This window comes from Staphylococcus sp. HMSC071G07 (assembly GCF_001811435.1).
Classification (GTDB): Bacteria; Bacillota; Bacilli; order Staphylococcales; family Staphylococcaceae; genus Staphylococcus; species Staphylococcus pettenkoferi.
In genome coordinates, this window is the sequence record NZ_KV804759.1 from 99,480 (window position 1) to 114,562 (window position 15,083).

The 15,083-nt window shown below is 37.4% G+C and carries 14 protein-coding genes; 7 read left to right on the plus strand and 7 right to left on the minus strand.

Features of this window, described 5'->3' with window-relative positions:
* Nucleotides 1–320 precede the first annotated feature (320 nt).
* On the minus strand, nt 321–539 hold the full coding sequence (locus HMPREF2802_RS03635; protein ID WP_141746376.1) for a hypothetical protein: 219 nt from the start codon (nt 537–539) through the stop codon (nt 321–323).
* A 525-nt stretch (nt 540–1,064) separates the two neighbouring features.
* On the opposite strand from HMPREF2802_RS03635, the gene pgsB reads away from it, so the two are divergent.
* The 5 genes from pgsB to HMPREF2802_RS03655 are packed head-to-tail and all read left to right on the plus strand — an operon-like array spanning nt 1,065 to nt 5,514.
* Nucleotides 1,065–2,225 carry a poly-gamma-glutamate synthase PgsB gene (gene pgsB, locus HMPREF2802_RS03640; protein ID WP_002473089.1) on the plus strand — a complete coding sequence of 387 codons (1,161 nt, stop codon included), beginning with the start codon at nt 1,065–1,067 and terminating at the stop codon, nt 2,223–2,225.
* A 1-nt stretch (nt 2,226) separates the two neighbouring features.
* Nucleotides 2,227–2,679, plus strand: coding sequence for a poly-gamma-glutamate biosynthesis protein PgsC (gene pgsC / locus HMPREF2802_RS03645; RefSeq protein WP_002473083.1), 453 nt, complete (start codon nt 2,227–2,229; stop codon nt 2,677–2,679).
* A gap of 9 nt (nt 2,680–2,688) precedes the next feature.
* Nucleotides 2,689–3,759 (plus strand): CapA family protein, encoded by a 1,071-nt coding sequence (locus HMPREF2802_RS03650; protein ID WP_070502794.1) that lies wholly within the window; start codon nt 2,689–2,691, stop codon nt 3,757–3,759.
* Entirely contained in the window at nt 3,749–3,910 is a 162-nt protein-coding gene (locus tag HMPREF2802_RS12105; RefSeq protein WP_002473102.1) for a hypothetical protein, read from the plus strand. The genes HMPREF2802_RS03650 and HMPREF2802_RS12105 overlap by 11 nt, the downstream gene beginning before the upstream one ends.
* 2 nt (nt 3,911–3,912) lie before the next feature.
* Nucleotides 3,913–5,514 (plus strand): gamma-glutamyltransferase, encoded by a 1,602-nt coding sequence (locus HMPREF2802_RS03655; RefSeq protein ID WP_070502795.1) that lies wholly within the window; start codon nt 3,913–3,915, stop codon nt 5,512–5,514.
* A gap of 717 nt (nt 5,515–6,231) precedes the next feature.
* Here the strand turns inward: HMPREF2802_RS03655 and HMPREF2802_RS03660 are convergent.
* The 4 genes from HMPREF2802_RS03660 to HMPREF2802_RS03675 all read right to left on the minus strand — a co-directional run bounded on the left by HMPREF2802_RS03660 (nt 6,232) and on the right by HMPREF2802_RS03675 (nt 9,644).
* The gene (locus tag HMPREF2802_RS03660; protein ID WP_070502796.1) at nt 6,232–6,630 is read right to left on the minus strand and encodes a hypothetical protein; all 399 of its coding nucleotides are present in this window, start codon (nt 6,628–6,630) and stop codon (nt 6,232–6,234) included.
* Between the two features lie 75 nt (nt 6,631–6,705).
* Nucleotides 6,706–6,993, minus strand: a complete 288-nt coding sequence (locus HMPREF2802_RS03665) for a CHAP domain-containing protein (RefSeq protein ID WP_256277925.1) — start codon at nt 6,991–6,993, stop codon at nt 6,706–6,708.
* A gap of 184 nt (nt 6,994–7,177) precedes the next feature.
* Nucleotides 7,178–8,275, minus strand: a complete 1,098-nt coding sequence (locus tag HMPREF2802_RS03670; RefSeq protein ID WP_070502797.1) for a YkvI family membrane protein — start codon at nt 8,273–8,275, stop codon at nt 7,178–7,180.
* Between the two features lie 31 nt (nt 8,276–8,306).
* Entirely contained in the window at nt 8,307–9,644 is a 1,338-nt protein-coding gene (locus HMPREF2802_RS03675) for an aspartate aminotransferase family protein (protein WP_070502798.1), read from the minus strand.
* Nucleotides 9,645–10,097: 453 nt separating this feature from the next.
* Between HMPREF2802_RS03675 and galU the strand changes: the two genes are divergently transcribed.
* Nucleotides 10,098–10,964 carry a UTP--glucose-1-phosphate uridylyltransferase GalU gene (galU, locus tag HMPREF2802_RS03680; protein ID WP_049410097.1) on the plus strand — a complete coding sequence of 289 codons (867 nt, stop codon included), beginning with the start codon at nt 10,098–10,100 and terminating at the stop codon, nt 10,962–10,964.
* A gap of 254 nt (nt 10,965–11,218) precedes the next feature.
* On the plus strand, nt 11,219–11,848 hold the full coding sequence (locus tag HMPREF2802_RS03685; RefSeq protein ID WP_070502799.1) for a PIG-L deacetylase family protein: 630 nt from the start codon (nt 11,219–11,221) through the stop codon (nt 11,846–11,848).
* 53 nt (nt 11,849–11,901) lie between these two features.
* Here the strand turns inward: HMPREF2802_RS03685 and HMPREF2802_RS03690 are convergent, their stop codons facing one another.
* The gene (locus HMPREF2802_RS03690) at nt 11,902–13,407 is read right to left on the minus strand and encodes a glycosyltransferase (protein ID WP_070502800.1); all 1,506 of its coding nucleotides are present in this window, start codon (nt 13,405–13,407) and stop codon (nt 11,902–11,904) included.
* A gap of 59 nt (nt 13,408–13,466) precedes the next feature.
* Entirely contained in the window at nt 13,467–14,963 is a 1,497-nt protein-coding gene (locus tag HMPREF2802_RS03695; RefSeq protein WP_070502801.1) for a glycosyltransferase, read from the minus strand.
* Between the last annotated feature and the right edge of the window lie 120 nt (nt 14,964–15,083).

Here is a 15,083-nt window from a genome sequence, read left to right on the forward strand (position 1 = left end):
TTAGTTGAATGCAGCCCCCTAAGTAAGCGAAAGTCAAAACATTGAAAACGATGAATCTAAATGAATTTCCGTTCTGCTCTCAACGAGAGCCATAGTAACGAAACATACTAAATAAAGTGTATACAGTAACGACTCAATATCATAGTAACTATTACTTGTAGAAATTCTAGTCAGATTTCTATTGAAAATACTACGAAATCAAAGATTTCTGTGCTTCTCCCAAAAAACGACAACAAACTCAATAGTTTGTTGCCGCCGTCCTTCAATTGCGTATTAGGGTGAGGTGTAATGAAATTGTTCAGAATAAGGTGGAGTTGGGCTTACATACATAGTGCGTTGTATAAATAAAGATCACTCTTGGAGGATGAAGGGATTTCACTCACATGTTTCACTTTCTTGTAACTATTAGCATCTTGCACTGCACCTCGCATGTCGTTACCTTGTAAGCTGCCGATGAGTATGAGGATAAGATACGTACTGCAACCTAACAACATAACAGTGAGATAGATGCCAATTGCCATTTTTACGGGTTTGCGCACGAAGATTTGTCCCCCTTACGTAAGATACCTTGGATTATGGATGTAAGTATGAGCAATAACCTTTGCTCACTTTTAACTTACCACTGTGATATTAATCTATTGTAAATTAATAGTTAAAATTATATTTATCTTTGGAATTTAAAGTTTATGGCTTTTTCTTCAAAATATATTCATTACTATATTGTAAATAGCACAAAAATAACTTAAACTAATTGTATAAGTTTTTGGGGAAGCGTTTTCGATTATGAAACAAAATTTAAGTTAAATTTACATAGAGTATAAATAATTAAAATTGAATTAATAGCGATATGCTAGTGTGGTCTTCAATAGGGATATGAAGTATAGATAATCAGCAATCTTTTCAACCGATTAGATTGCCTAGCGGAGTATCTCCTTTTTGGTGAAATTGTAAAAAATGTAACCAAAGGAATTTTAAGAAAGACTAACACTAGATTTTTTTATGTCTTTAACGCACCTGAAATCGACCTATGTGTCAATACAACTTAATGAAGAGAGGGACGTAACTTGGTATTAATCATAATCTGCGTAGGATTAATTCTCTGGCTTGGTATCGTCGACAAGCGTAAACATGCGAGACGGCTAGAGAAGATTCCGGTTCGAATTAACATCAACGGCATTCGAGGCAAGTCCACGATCACTCGCTTGATTTACGGTATGTTACGTGAAGATGAGTACCGTGTGATTGGAAAGACGACAGGTACGGATGCACGTATGATGTATTGGTTTACGCCACGGGAATATCCTGTCTATCGTAAACCGCAAGGCGCTAACATAGGGGAACAGCGCGATATTATTCGCAAGGTAGTCAAACAGAAAGCCAATGCACTCGTGAATGAATGTATGGCAGTAAATCCGGACTATCAAATTACTTTCCAGAAGGATTTAGTTAAAGCGAATATTGGCGTCATCGTTAATGTCATGGAGGACCATATGGATGTTCTAGGTCCGACATTAGATGAGGTCGCACAAGCCTTTACAGCGACGATTCCTTATAATGGTCATCTTGTAATCATGAAAGATGACTATACTGACTTTTTCATCAAAGAGGCTAAGAAACGGCATACCACACCGATTGTGGTTGATAAGAATACAATCTCAGAAGACTTTCTACGTCGCTTTGACTATCTCGTCTTCCCAGATAACGTCGCGATAGCTATCGGAGTGGCAGAGGCATTAGGTATCGACCAAGAGACGGCTGAGCGAGGCATGTTGAATGCACCACCGGACTCAGGCGCGGTCAATATCGAGTACTTCACAGCTAACAATACGACGAACGTCTATGTCAATGCTTTCGCTGCCAATGAGCCGCAGTCTACGAAAGCAATTCTTAACAAAGTGGAGTCTTACAACTATCCTTACACCAAGAAAGTGGTCATCTTAAACTGTCGTGGTGATAGAGTCGATCGTACACGTATGTTCGCGGAGAACTTTATCGCTGAAGTTGATTACGACACGTTAATCTGTACGGGTAAAAGTACGCAGCTCGTAACTGAAATCATGCGTTCACAACCCGATAAGAAATATTTAAACTTCGAAGGTCATGATATTCATGATGTCGAAGAAGCGGTGTTACATGAAGCACAGAACGCACTTATCTTCTGTGTTGGTAATATTCATGGACATGGTAAACAAATTGCCCAATATATAGAAAGGATAGGAAAATAACATGATAGGTTCAGAATTATATTTCTCATTATTTGTCGGCATCGTACTCAGTCTCATCTTTGCCGAAAAATTTGGAATTAGTCCAGCTGGGCTCGTAGTTCCAGGTTATTTAGCACTCATCTTTGATCAACCCATAATGTTACTTTCAGTGCTCGTCATCAGTTGCATTACATACTTTATCGTCAATCATGGTATCAGCCGTGTCGTTATTCTATACGGACGTCGTAAGTTCGCAGCGATGATCTTAACAGGTATGGTCATGAAGTTTATCTTTGATTTAATCTATCCGCTCACACCCTTTGAGATGGTCGAAATGTCAGGTATCGGGGTGGTCATCCCTGGTATCATCGCTAATACGATTCAGAAACAAGGTGCAGTCATTACACTATCTACGTGTATGTTACTCACTTGTATCACGTATGTCATTCTCTTCTTCTACAGCTTTATTAGTTAGTGAGGGTCAATTATGAAGGATAAAAAATTTACAATTTCTGAACGTGTCTTAAAGTGGACGAAGAAGACGAAGAAACATAACTTTATCATTATGATTACCATCACGATTATTGCTGTGTTGCTGCTCATCTTTGCGATGACACGACAAACCATTGAACCTGTGAAAGGTATGGCTAAGAAGAATGATGACATACAAATGACCTATTTAGGTAACGTGAACTTAGATAAACATATGCGGATGCAAGATTTAGATCATACTTTCGGAGCACTTAAAGATGTGCTCAAACAGAGTGACTATTCCACAGCAAGCCTTGAAACAAGTAAGCTTGCTGGCGATCAGAACGAGAACATCAAGAAGAATATCGAGAACATTATGTCCTTGAAGAAACTGAATTTGAAGACGCTTAATCTCGTGAATGACAAGTTAGATAATAAGCAAATCCAAGAGTTGAATAAAAGGGTAGAAGCTCAGACAGATTATAACTTTTTAACTGGTAACGGCTCTAACCTTATCAACAGTAAAGCGGTTCAACAAGATATTAAAGGCAAGAAAGTGGCTACCATCTCACTGACAGATACAAGATCAGATTATACAGATTCCTTAAAGAATACATCTTCTATCAGTATGGAACCGCGTATTTTTATCCCGCTCATCAAGAAGTTGAAAGATCAGAATGATTACGTGGTCGTCAACGCAGACTGGGGCATTCCTAACGAAAAGCAAGTCACGACAAGACAACGTGAATTTGCGCATGCGATGGCAGATTCAGGCGCAGATGTCATCGTAGGTCACAATAGTGTCGTTCAAGAAATAGAACGATATAAAGGTACGGATGTCTTCTATAGTCTAGGTAATGTCACAGCTGAAGGTTTCTTGTCTAAGACGAAACAAGGTTTAGCAGTTCAACAGAATTGGAATGGCAAACATTCTAAATTCAAGTTAACGCCAATTAAGACTAAGGGCGGCGTTGTCTCAGAAGCGAATCCAAACAAAGTCGAAGAACGTAAACTATTGAATAATATTCAAACGAAAGATGTGAAGTTGAAGAAAGAGAACGGAGGTTACGTCTATGAGAACTAAAGAGAGATGGGTCTATATCGCAATCATTGCTATCATTGTCGTGATCTTTCTCATGGTTACTTTTGCGAAAGCGAACGAAGGACTCGATCATTATGAGAAGCAAGATATCCAAATCGAGCGCCAACAATATCTATCTAAAGGAGCCAGCTAAGTATGTCAATGTATAACAAGAAATTTCTCATTGTAGTCTTAGCGCTTGTTATTGTCGTCTCCTTTATCTTCTACTTTGTAACTAAACCGGACAGCTACAACAAAGACGACCTTTACGAGAATAAGATTGCAGACCATAATCAGAACTATTCTAATAAGAACTACGGCGTGGCAACGAATAACCCTATCGCACAACGTGTCGGAGAGAAGATTATCAACGATGGGGGTAACGCTGTAGATGCTTCGATCGGTGTCTCTTACGCCTTAGCAGTTACAGAACCTCACTCCTCCGGTATAGGTGGTGGGGGCGCCATGTTGACTTACGATGGTAAAGAGAACGATGAGCCAAATCAATATCAATACAAAGACATCTCCTCTTACGATTACAAGCAAGGAGATCAAATTGGTACGCCAGGCTTTGTGAAAGGGATGCATGAAGTTCATGATAAAGAGGGTAAGATGGATGAGAAAGAGATCTTAAACCGTGTCATCCCATTAGCGAAAGATGGTTTCGAAATCGATTCTGAGCTTGAGCGCAGTTTGAAACTCTTCGGTGATAAGATTGACCGCGATACACCATTCTTCAACGATGAGAAGACGAAGCGTCAAGGTGACGTTGTTAAACAGCCTGAGCTAGCGAAGACGTTAGAAGGTATCAGAGATCATGGGCCAGATTACTTTTACGATAAGGTAGGTAAAAGTATTTCCAAGCAACTCGATGATAAATTGACAGAGAAAGACTTTAAAGACTACAAGCCAGAACAAAAAGACCCTGTCAGCACGACGTATCTCAACAATAAAGTTTATTCTGCGTCTAACCCACTCGGTGGAACGTTAATGCTACAAGGATTGAAGATTGACGAAAGTATCAATGACTCGCCGACATTAAATGACCGAGATGACTTTATTCAAAACATCATTGATGCGCGTGACTTGATGTATCGTAACCGTGATATCGTTAACGGCAACGATGCGGACTATAGCCAATACTTATCTCAAGATTACATTTCTGGAGAGCTTCAGAAGATTAAAGCAGGTAACGGCTTTGACAACAGCTTCTCAAATGACATTGAAACGATGTCTACCACTCACTTTGTGGTCATTGACAAGCAAGGTAAGATGGCTAGTACCACAAATACGTTATCTAGCTTCTTTGGCTCCGGTAAGTTTATGAAAGAAGGCTTCTACATGAATGACTCACTATCAAACTTCTCTCAATCCGAAGCCAGTCCAAACCACGGCGAGCCACATAAACAGCCGAGATCCTTTACTGCGCCATCCATTGTGGTAGGTCCTGATTTCTATCTCGGTATTGGTACACCAGGTGGTAACAAGATTCCTACAACTGAGAACGAAGTCCTTATCGATTACTTACGTGGTCAAGGCACATTGCAACAATCTATCGATAAACCACGTTTCTACAACGATGGTGATACGATTTATTATGAAAATGCGATGAAGAAAAGCGACATTGAAACATTTGAACGTATGGGCTATCAAACAGAAGAAAAACGTAACGATCCAAACTTTGGTAGTATCCAAGCCGCATCATTCAATAAAAAAGATAAACGTGTAGAAATTGGTCACGATGTAGGTAATAGGTAGGAATGAAATAATCTCAATACAAACGAGCCTAGGACAAAAATCCCAAAAAGATGCACCCTTCAAAGTTAGATTTTTAAGTCCAACTTTTGGGGTGCATTTCAAATCGCGGATTGTAAAATTAAGCTATACACTTAAACAATAAAAAGGTCATCTGTGTTAAACTCAATTTATAATAACTACAAAACAAAAGGAGTTTAACCAGTATGACCTATTCCTATCTTACCATGGACGAAAATTCAATGATAGAGACTTATTTTAAACAAGATCTAAAAGTATTCGATATGTAGCACCTCAAACGCGAAAAAACAAACCGTATACAACGTTATCAATGCTTTGAAGTTCTCATAGTGATTGATTTTTATCGATGTTATTAGCGAAATAAGTCACGTTGTGGCGTAAGAAGATCCACCTTCCTAAAGATCAAGCTTCATACATTCAACATAAGAACAATCAAAGGTGGTCTCCCGACGCCATGGTCTTCATAAAGAAATGGTTTTCAATAAAATCAATAATGAGGAAATGATTGAAATCACACGCAAGTTAAATCAGATTTCTCGTAAGTTACTTAATTATCTTACACCAGAAGAACAATTTTTGAGTTTTATTGAAGATGAAAAACTGTCTAGCTTATTTTGACAAATGAAAACATTTCTTATTATTAGTTCTACTTCAATAAATTAATTATCCTTCAATTAGATACTTGCATGAATTATCTCATTAATTTTCTAAGTACATTCTGATGATATACTTTGGATGAGTAATCGCATGGTCATATTCAGCAAGTAAATTACTATCCATAAACTCTTTAAGATCTTTTATATTGCCTTCAACGTTTTCAGATAAGAAATCATAATAAGCTTCATCTCTCCCAGGTTCGGCTTCTTTGTAAGATTTTAATAAGTTATGCAGACCTAAAATAAAATTTCTATCTATCTCAGATATATTTAGCATTTCATTCACACAATTTTCTTCAATTTCTTGTAATTTTTTATATCTTTCGTAATAACTTGTAGAGTCGTCATTTTTTAATGCGTTCGTTTCTTTTCTAACGTGTCTAAAACGTCCTTTAAATAAAGATACCATTCTAAAAGCTTCATCATAGCTAAATTTTTTCATTATACAAAACCTCGTTTCCCATTATTTTTTAAATTTGAAGTGATAACTATGCATAATTTAAGTTCATCTTAATTACTATTTGAATGATCTTATAAAGTACATTTGTGCTGATCTTGTATCATATTTATGAGTAACTTTATGTGCTTTCTCTTTCTTACTTGCATCTCCATTATTCCAATTTTGATCCAGACTTTCAAATTTTTGCCAATTTCCGTCAATATTACCCTTAGTCACAATAGCAACGTGCCCCATACCATTACCATATTGATTACCAAATACTACTATATCTCCTGGATAGGTTTTGAATGAAGGAGTGTTTGGATGAACGCTGGCCTCGTTAGTAAAGTCATTTTGAAATGGAATATCTTTAGCGAACTGGCCATTAAGAGCGTGGCCGTATAAGTTATATCAATAGATATTAACCAGATCAAAGCACTGATATTCCGCATTAACATCAAAATCTCATCCTCTCATTTAATAATTACGATGTTTTACTATCTCAATTACAAAGCCACACCTAACGCAAGGTGTGGCTTAAGCCATATATTTACCCATTTTCACTACTACTGCGACTAGGCACCACTGAATTCCATAAAGTACGTAGGAAGATGGCGATAACAACGAGCGCACCGACATAACCCGTAAACGGATAAACAGTAGATACAAGTTTGTCGAAAGGTAACATTCCGCAAAGAATAAAGATGATACCGAGTGCTACAGTGAGTGTGTAGTTAAATGATTTCGGAATGAATTTCAAGAATTCATTTTTAACTAACCAGAACATCGGAGCTGTCGTAGAATATATGCCGAGTAGAATACATACTGAGAAGATGACAGCTACGATAGGTGAAATCGTCTTACCTAGATAAAGTACAGGGACTTGTAGGTGAAAGACGTGATGTGCGTGTGCAAGCATGGCTAGAATCATAAAGACGACAGTCAACATCAAGCCACATGCACCAACAAATGCTGTAAGGCCAGCTTCTCTCTTGCTCGTAGATTGGCGTCCCAGTTGAGTAAAGAAGATTGTTCCGGCTAAGATATTATAGCAGAAGAACAATGCTCCGGATTGCCACCAAGAATGCGTCGGACGCACTTGTTCCGCCAAGTGTGGCATATTATTTAATGACGGAATCTTGCCAATATTTTGTAGAAAAACGACAAGACAAATACCAATCGTTAGAACAACGATCACAGGGCCTACTGTGCCGATGATATCAACGAGCTTGCGTAGACCTAGGATTACCGTAATCATCGCGATGAAGCCCATTCCTAGAATACCGACGAGATTAGGTAAATGGAATTGTTGTGCGACTACTGCACCAGTTCCCGCGATAGTGATGACTACGATGCTAAATAAGAAGAGTATTGTAAAGTATTCGATGATCGTTCCGAGTATATTGCCACAATAATATTTAAAGATATGACCTGGTTGTTCAAGTTGTAAATCATGACCTTTAATCATTAAAGTTGATCCTAAGAAACAGAATAAGAGTGCACTCAGAATCGCTGCGAATATACCATAAATTCCAAACGAAGCGAAGAATTGCATCACTTCTTGTCCTGTTGCAAATCCTGAGCCGATTAAGTATGCAATGTAAGCGCCGCTCAATTTAAACACGTTACTTACACTTACTTTCTGCATCTAATACCCCCAATGTTTGATTTAAATTGTCTTACCATCCTTGTCCAGAAATTTCATAATTATCGAGTTCGCCGTTAGTGAGCTTCTCAAATGCTTCCTCTAAGACATCAAGTGCTGTGTCGAGTTGTTCGTAAGTGATGACTAATGGTGGTTGGAAGCGGAGTACATTTCCTGCGACAGCGATAACGATAACGCCATGATCGAACGCGTAGTTACAGATCTTTAAGGCTGCTTCGTTATCTCGTGTCTTAGCTTGGCGATCTGATACGATGTCGATACCGATAGATAAGCCTTTACCTCTGATGTTTCCGATAAAGTCGTATTGTGCTTCCCACTTTGCCATACGTTCTCGTACGTAAGCACCTTTTTCAGTACTAGCAGTCAATAAGTCTTCATCCTCAATCATTTGTAAGGTAGCTAAAGCTGCTTCACAACTTACTGGATTGGCACCTGTCGTAAAGAGGTGAGCCGGTGCATCGAGTGTGTTCATGATTTCTTCTCTACCTACGACTGCTGACATTGGTAATCCGCCTGCGAGAGATTTACCATAAGAGATTAAATCCGGTTCGATGTTGTAATGTTCTACAGAACTCCAAGTGCCTGTTCGTCCGAGCCCTTGTTGTATATCATCTACTGCGAGTAAGATACCGTTCTCGCGACATAACGTTTGAAGTGCTTCGAAATAGCCGTCCACCGGTTCAATGAGTCCACCGTCGCCTTGAATCGTTTCAATCATGATACATGCGACTTCATCAGCAGGTACATATTTATTGAACATCTCTTTGAGTGGTGCTAAGTATTCCTCTACAGTACCTGGTTCTGAATGTTCAAACATGCCACGATACTTATCTGGAAACGGTATATGGTAAAAGCCAGGCACGAGTGGCGCATATTTTTTACGCATATTTAAACTGATTGCTGACATAGATAATGCTCCGTAAGTTGAACCATGATAAGCGTTTGTAAAGCTAATGATATAAGGTCTACCCGTGTAACCCCGTGCTAACTTGATGATACCGTCATTCGCATCTGAGCCTGAAAGTCCAAATAAGACACGTTTCTCAAAGTCACCTGGCGAGATTTCACATAACTTCTTACTTAACTTCACTAATGGTTCGTGATACATGTAAGCAGGTGTGTAGTGGATGAAGCGGTCAACTTGTGCTTTGATCGCTTCCGTTACTTGTTCAGGTGCATGTCCTACATTCTGAGAGCTTGCGCTAGCGAGTAAATCAATATAAGATTTCCCATCGACGTCTGTGAGGATGGCGCCCTTTCCTGATTCAATAGCTAAAGGATAATATTTGATACGTCCCGGTTTCGCAAAATACTTGCTGTCTTCTGATATTAATGATTGTGCTTTGCTCATAATTAATTCCTCCCCGTAATATGAAGTCCATCTAATAGTTAAAAGAGGTGACTTCATAAGATAACTGACTTAAGTCCCTTAAGTTATTATCAATTTCTATCTCCTTTGTCTGAAAATTGAAATAGCTTATAGATATGAATATACTAATTTGAATCAGAATTGTAAATATTTTCAGAAAAATAATTCTTTGAATTTCGTAATATTAAGTATAACTTATAGTTATAAGTGTAATTTTGTAATGAATGAGAAGAGAGAAATAGGGAAATAGATAATATATCAAATCATGTCACGTAATAATGAATAATTTAATGCTATAATCATTATATAAGAATATAACTTATATAAATGAATTTCTATTCTTGAATATATGTTAATGTATAATTACAATAACAACTAATAATACAATAATTTTAATAATGAGAAAAAGATTACATATGGAAAGGGTTTAGAAAAATGAAAAAAGTAAAAAAAGCATTAATCCCAGCTGCAGGGCTAGGAACTAGATTCTTACCAGCTACGAAAGCAATGCCTAAAGAAATGTTACCTATATTAGATAAACCAACTATTCAATATATTGTCGAGGAAGTGTCTAAAGCAGGTATTGAGGATGTCATCATTATAACTGGAAAGCACAAACGTGCGATTGAAGATCACTTCGACAATCAAAAAGAACTAGAAGACAACTTAGAAAGTAAAGGTAAAGATGAATACTTAGAAAAAGTGCAAGAAGCGACAGATTTAGCGAATATCTTCTACGTACGTCAGAAAGAACAACTTGGCTTAGGTCACGCAATTTATACTGGAAAGCAGTTTATTGGTGATGAACCATTTGCGGTACTCTTAGGGGACGATATCGTTGATTCAGAAACACCTGCGATTCAACAATTAATTGAACAGTATGAAGAGAACGAGGCCTCAGTCATCGGAGTACAACAAGTGCCAGATTCTGATACTTCTCGTTATGGTATCATCGATCCATCTTCTCAAGAAGGTCGTTTATATAAAGTGAATAAGTTTGTAGAAAAACCTGAACCAGGTACAGCGCCTTCAAATTTAGCGATTATGGGACGTTACGTCTTATCACCACGTATCTTTGACTATTTAGAAGATCAACCTAAAGGCCGTGGAGATGAAATCCAGCTTACAGATGCGATTGAACGTATGAACAAAGAAGAACAAGTACTAGCATATGATTTCGAAGGGACACGTTATGACGTCGGAGAGAAAATCGGCTTCGTTAAAACAACTATTGAGTACGCGTTGAAAGATCCAGAAATGAAAGATGAGATTAAGAAGTTTATTAAAGAAAAATCGTTATAACTTGAATAATTGGGATTATGGTGGATAGTAGGTCTGCCATAATCCCTTTTTACTATACATCTAAAATGACATAGCAGAATTAACTCAAAATTGACTTTAGAGAAAGGGCAAAATATAATACCTTTATCGAGTTACGGTGGATGCGTGTCATAATGTGTTGAGTTGAGCCAGAGAATGGTATCTAGCCCTCAAAGAAAATATATTATCATGACCTCATTTCAACGTGGACGAATTAACATCAAGAGGAGAAAAACATGAGAAAATCAGTATTAGCAATCGGTGCTCATCCAGATGATATTGAAATTGGCTGTGGAGGTACTTTACTGAGTTTAGTTAAGAAAGGTTATGATATCTATTTAGTTATCATGACTAATGGTGAGAATTGGCAATGTAAAACGAAGAATGTACGTATAGTTGAACAAGAGGAGGCCTCTCGCTATTTACTAGCTAATCACACGTTTTACTTAAATTGTCGGGATGGTTATATGCAGAAAGATCCAACGGTGATTGACCAACTCACCGAAATTATTCAGGAAGTGGACCCACAAATTATCTTTACACATTACGCTTTAGATTATCATCAAGATCACCAAACGACGTATCAAGTGACAAGTGCTTCCGCTAAGAAACGAACACTTTACTTGTATGAATCAGTGACGAGTCAACATTTCCAACCTGATACATTCTATGATATTTCAAATGAATATGAACATAAGCATCATTTAATCGGGTTACATCACTCGCAAATTGTTAAATATTCACAACGTAACGATTCGTTATATTCACGAGTAAGAGCATACAATGCCCGCCATGGGCTTGAAATAGGCGTAGAGTATGCGGAAGGATTCGTTACTGAACGTGCGAAATTAGACAAGTTAGTATAAATAATAGGGAGTCAATCATCTGTTCGATGACTGGCTCCCTTCTTATAGAAATATTATTCCTTTTTTAGTGTCTTAACGAGTTGAGCATAACGCTGAATGGCTGTGCATTCAGATAAATGCTCTGACAAAGCGACTTCTTCGAATGGATATTGATCTATTTTCTCCATATATTTAGCAAACGATGTTACATCATTAGGTTCGACGAGATAGCCATTATGTCCATGGTCTATTATTTCTTTCGGACCATAGCGCGATGCATATGAGATAACCGGACAACCATTGGCAATGCTTTCCATGATGGTAAGCCCAAACCCTTCAAACCGTGTAGTAAGAAGAGACGCTTTCGATCCAGAGAATATACGATTAACCTCATTGGTATAGCCATGAATCGTCACTTTGTCCTCAATGTTTAAATCTTTGATTTGTTTCTTCAACTCTGGTAAGAAATTATCGTCGTCGCTACCATATAGATGTAAAGGTGTCTTATTTCCTCTTTGAGCATAAATCGCATAAGCATCAATCAAGTGATTGACTTGTTTTTGATAACTAAAGCGACCGATATAGACGAAATTACGTCGATGTGTCGTCGCATTCTTAGGTTTCTTCAACTGCTCGCTAAAATGAGGTATGATTGCGAATTTCTTATCTGGAAATTGAAATTCACTTTGCAAATCATCTTTCTGTTGATGTGTTAATATTAAATATCTTGAGACTTCTTCTGGATGTTCTAGACCATAGCGATAGTGTCCATCTAGTTGAGATGGATCTTCGTGTAAGAAATGTATGTTATGAAATACGAGCACGTTTTTCGTTTTGACATTTTTAGCTAACAGAGGTTCGTCAAGCTTACGTGCATCGTTAAATACGATATCGCCCTCTTTAAAACGTTGATCAAAGTAGTAAGCGCGAAGCTCCCACAATGACCGAAATGTTTGATAGACTTGGTTATCTTTGATTAATTCAATCAGACGAATCTTCTTCGTTTCTGCAGAATAGTATTTGCGACAATAAATATGACCATTTGCATCATAGAACGTTTCACTAATACGTGTCCATTTCACTGGTGAAAACTGAGTCACCATATGAAGTTGACCATATTTATTGTAATGACGACGCTCAAGACGTTTCTTATGAATCGGACTTCTCAAATCTTCGAAACTGAGCATGTCACTGTTAGCTCTGTATTTACGATAAAGCACATACGTATCGCCATCGTAATATCGAACAGCCGGTTTTTTATCATCCACTTTGTGTGTGAGTCCTTCAATCTCTATAGGTGTAGTAAAGTAGCGCCGTTTTTGACTAAAACGGCGTGTAGGTGGTGTGAGTAATTGATATCCTGATAACCAATCATACATATTTTCAAGTTGAAAGTCAGTGTTAATTTTTGATTTTTTCATATAGTCTTCATAAATATCTTCATAATTTGCGTTATAATTCGTCGTAAGAATCTTAATAGGTTCTTTAAAATGCTCTGCCATCAGTAAATTACGACGAAGTGTTGCGAATGTTCTACCCCCATGTTCAAGAGGCAACGTAGTAGTAATTGTATAGATCATAATTAAACTCCTATTTAAGTCATAATATCTATATTAGTTGTGATGAAGTAGTCAGGTCGTTATTTAAAAGACTGTATTAAGTCACGATAACTAGCAATCGCACTTTGTGTGTGGAACTGTGGTTTAAGTTCTACATGAGCAAGACGCTGATTCATAAGTTGTGCCATCTTGTCCGCAAACTGTGTCGTATTGTTCTTCTCTACTAGATAACCGTTCACGCCATCAACAATCATCTCACCTGGTCCATAATTGTAATCGTAAGAAACGACTGGCGTGCCAACCGCAAGACTTTCCATAATAGACAGGCCGAAACCTTCGAACTGACTTGTGGAAAGAGAAGCAATCGCTTTACTAAACTCAATTAATGGTTGATTCGTAAATGACTTTATCGTGACATAATCATTAATATTGAATTTATCAATCCACGCTTGAACTTGTTTAACTTGTTGTTTGTCACTGCCACCAAAGAGTACGAGTGGCGTCTGATAGCCTTTAGATAGAAATTGTTGATACGCACTTAGTAAATGATTAAGTTGTTTCTCATGACTGAATCGACCAATATATATAAAGTGCGATTTCTCTTCGAACGAGCGATGATAATGACTATAATCATCGATGTAATGCGGAATGACTTTGATTGTGTCTTCTTCTATTTTGTAACGTTGCACAAGGTCTTCTTTCTGTTTTTCAGTGAAGACTATAATGATTGAAAGTTGTTCCGGATGCTTTAATGCATATTTGTATGAACCTTTAAGTTTACCGTTGTCCTTCAGATGCGTGCTATGAAGAATGATGACATTGTACGTTTTGTTAGATTTATGCATGAGTGGCTTATCTAAAAGTCGTGCATCATTAAAGACGATGTCATTCTCTTTAAATCGACACTCGTAATAATATTCCATCAGTTGTTTCTCTGTCTTAAAGTATTTCGGATATTGATTTGGACGATGCACCTTTATAAGATGTAAAGTATTATTTTCATCGCAGTCATAGAACTTTTCACAGTATAGATGATCTGCGGTGTCGAAGAATGACTCATGTAAGGTGAGCTCTGTCTCAATATCGAAAGCAATACGTTTATGTAGACGCCCATAACGATTAAATAACTGTTTTTCAACTAAAGCACCGTTCTTACTGTCGAATCTGTTTTCAGCTTTAAGTACACGACTATTCTTATAGTAAACACGATGACGTATAAGTCGATTATGTGCATCGTAATATTTGAAATGGTTCGCTTTCGTTTGAACTCTTCGCAAACCTCTAATCTTTAGACGCGTTTTTGTATAATGAGGTTGATTGGAGAATTTACGTGTAGGTACATGAAAGAGCATGTGATTGGAGAGCCAATCGTACATGTTTTCATGATAAATCGACGAGTTAATTAGTTTTTTATCTCTAAAACCTTTAATAATATTAGGATAATCTGCGTTGTAATTCGTCGTGATGATAGTAGCTTCAGTGTTGAGGTGTTCTGTGATGAGTTTATTACGTTTAAGTAACGATTTTGTACGTCCACCATGTTGAGGTGGTAACGTTGAAGTTATTGAATAAATCATAAAACATATCCCTCGCAAGTAGTATTGAATACTATACCCGTAGATGTCACCATGTAATTATCTTGTTTTACAATATATCATTTATCAAAATATTAGCAAAGTAAACAAATAGTAATTTAA

Coding starts and splice junctions, on each gene's coding strand:
- pgsC (WP_002473083.1), top strand. CDS start 2,227: ATGATAGGTTCAGAATTATATTTCTCATTATTTGTCGGCATCGTACTC.
- HMPREF2802_RS12105 (WP_002473102.1), top strand. CDS start 3,749: ATGAGAACTAAAGAGAGATGGGTCTATATCGCAATCATTGCTATCATT.
- HMPREF2802_RS03655 (WP_070502795.1), top strand. CDS start 3,913: ATGTCAATGTATAACAAGAAATTTCTCATTGTAGTCTTAGCGCTTGTT.
- HMPREF2802_RS03660 (WP_070502796.1), bottom strand. CDS start 6,630: ATGAAAAAATTTAGCTATGATGAAGCTTTTAGAATGGTATCTTTATTT.
- HMPREF2802_RS03670 (WP_070502797.1), bottom strand. CDS start 8,275: ATGCAGAAAGTAAGTGTAAGTAACGTGTTTAAATTGAGCGGCGCTTAC.
- HMPREF2802_RS03675 (WP_070502798.1), bottom strand. CDS start 9,644: ATGAGCAAAGCACAATCATTAATATCAGAAGACAGCAAGTATTTTGCG.
- galU (WP_049410097.1), top strand. CDS start 10,098: ATGAAAAAAGTAAAAAAAGCATTAATCCCAGCTGCAGGGCTAGGAACT.
- HMPREF2802_RS03685 (WP_070502799.1), top strand. CDS start 11,219: ATGAGAAAATCAGTATTAGCAATCGGTGCTCATCCAGATGATATTGAA.
- HMPREF2802_RS03690 (WP_070502800.1), bottom strand. CDS start 13,407: ATGATCTATACAATTACTACTACGTTGCCTCTTGAACATGGGGGTAGA.
- HMPREF2802_RS03695 (WP_070502801.1), bottom strand. CDS start 14,963: ATGATTTATTCAATAACTTCAACGTTACCACCTCAACATGGTGGACGT.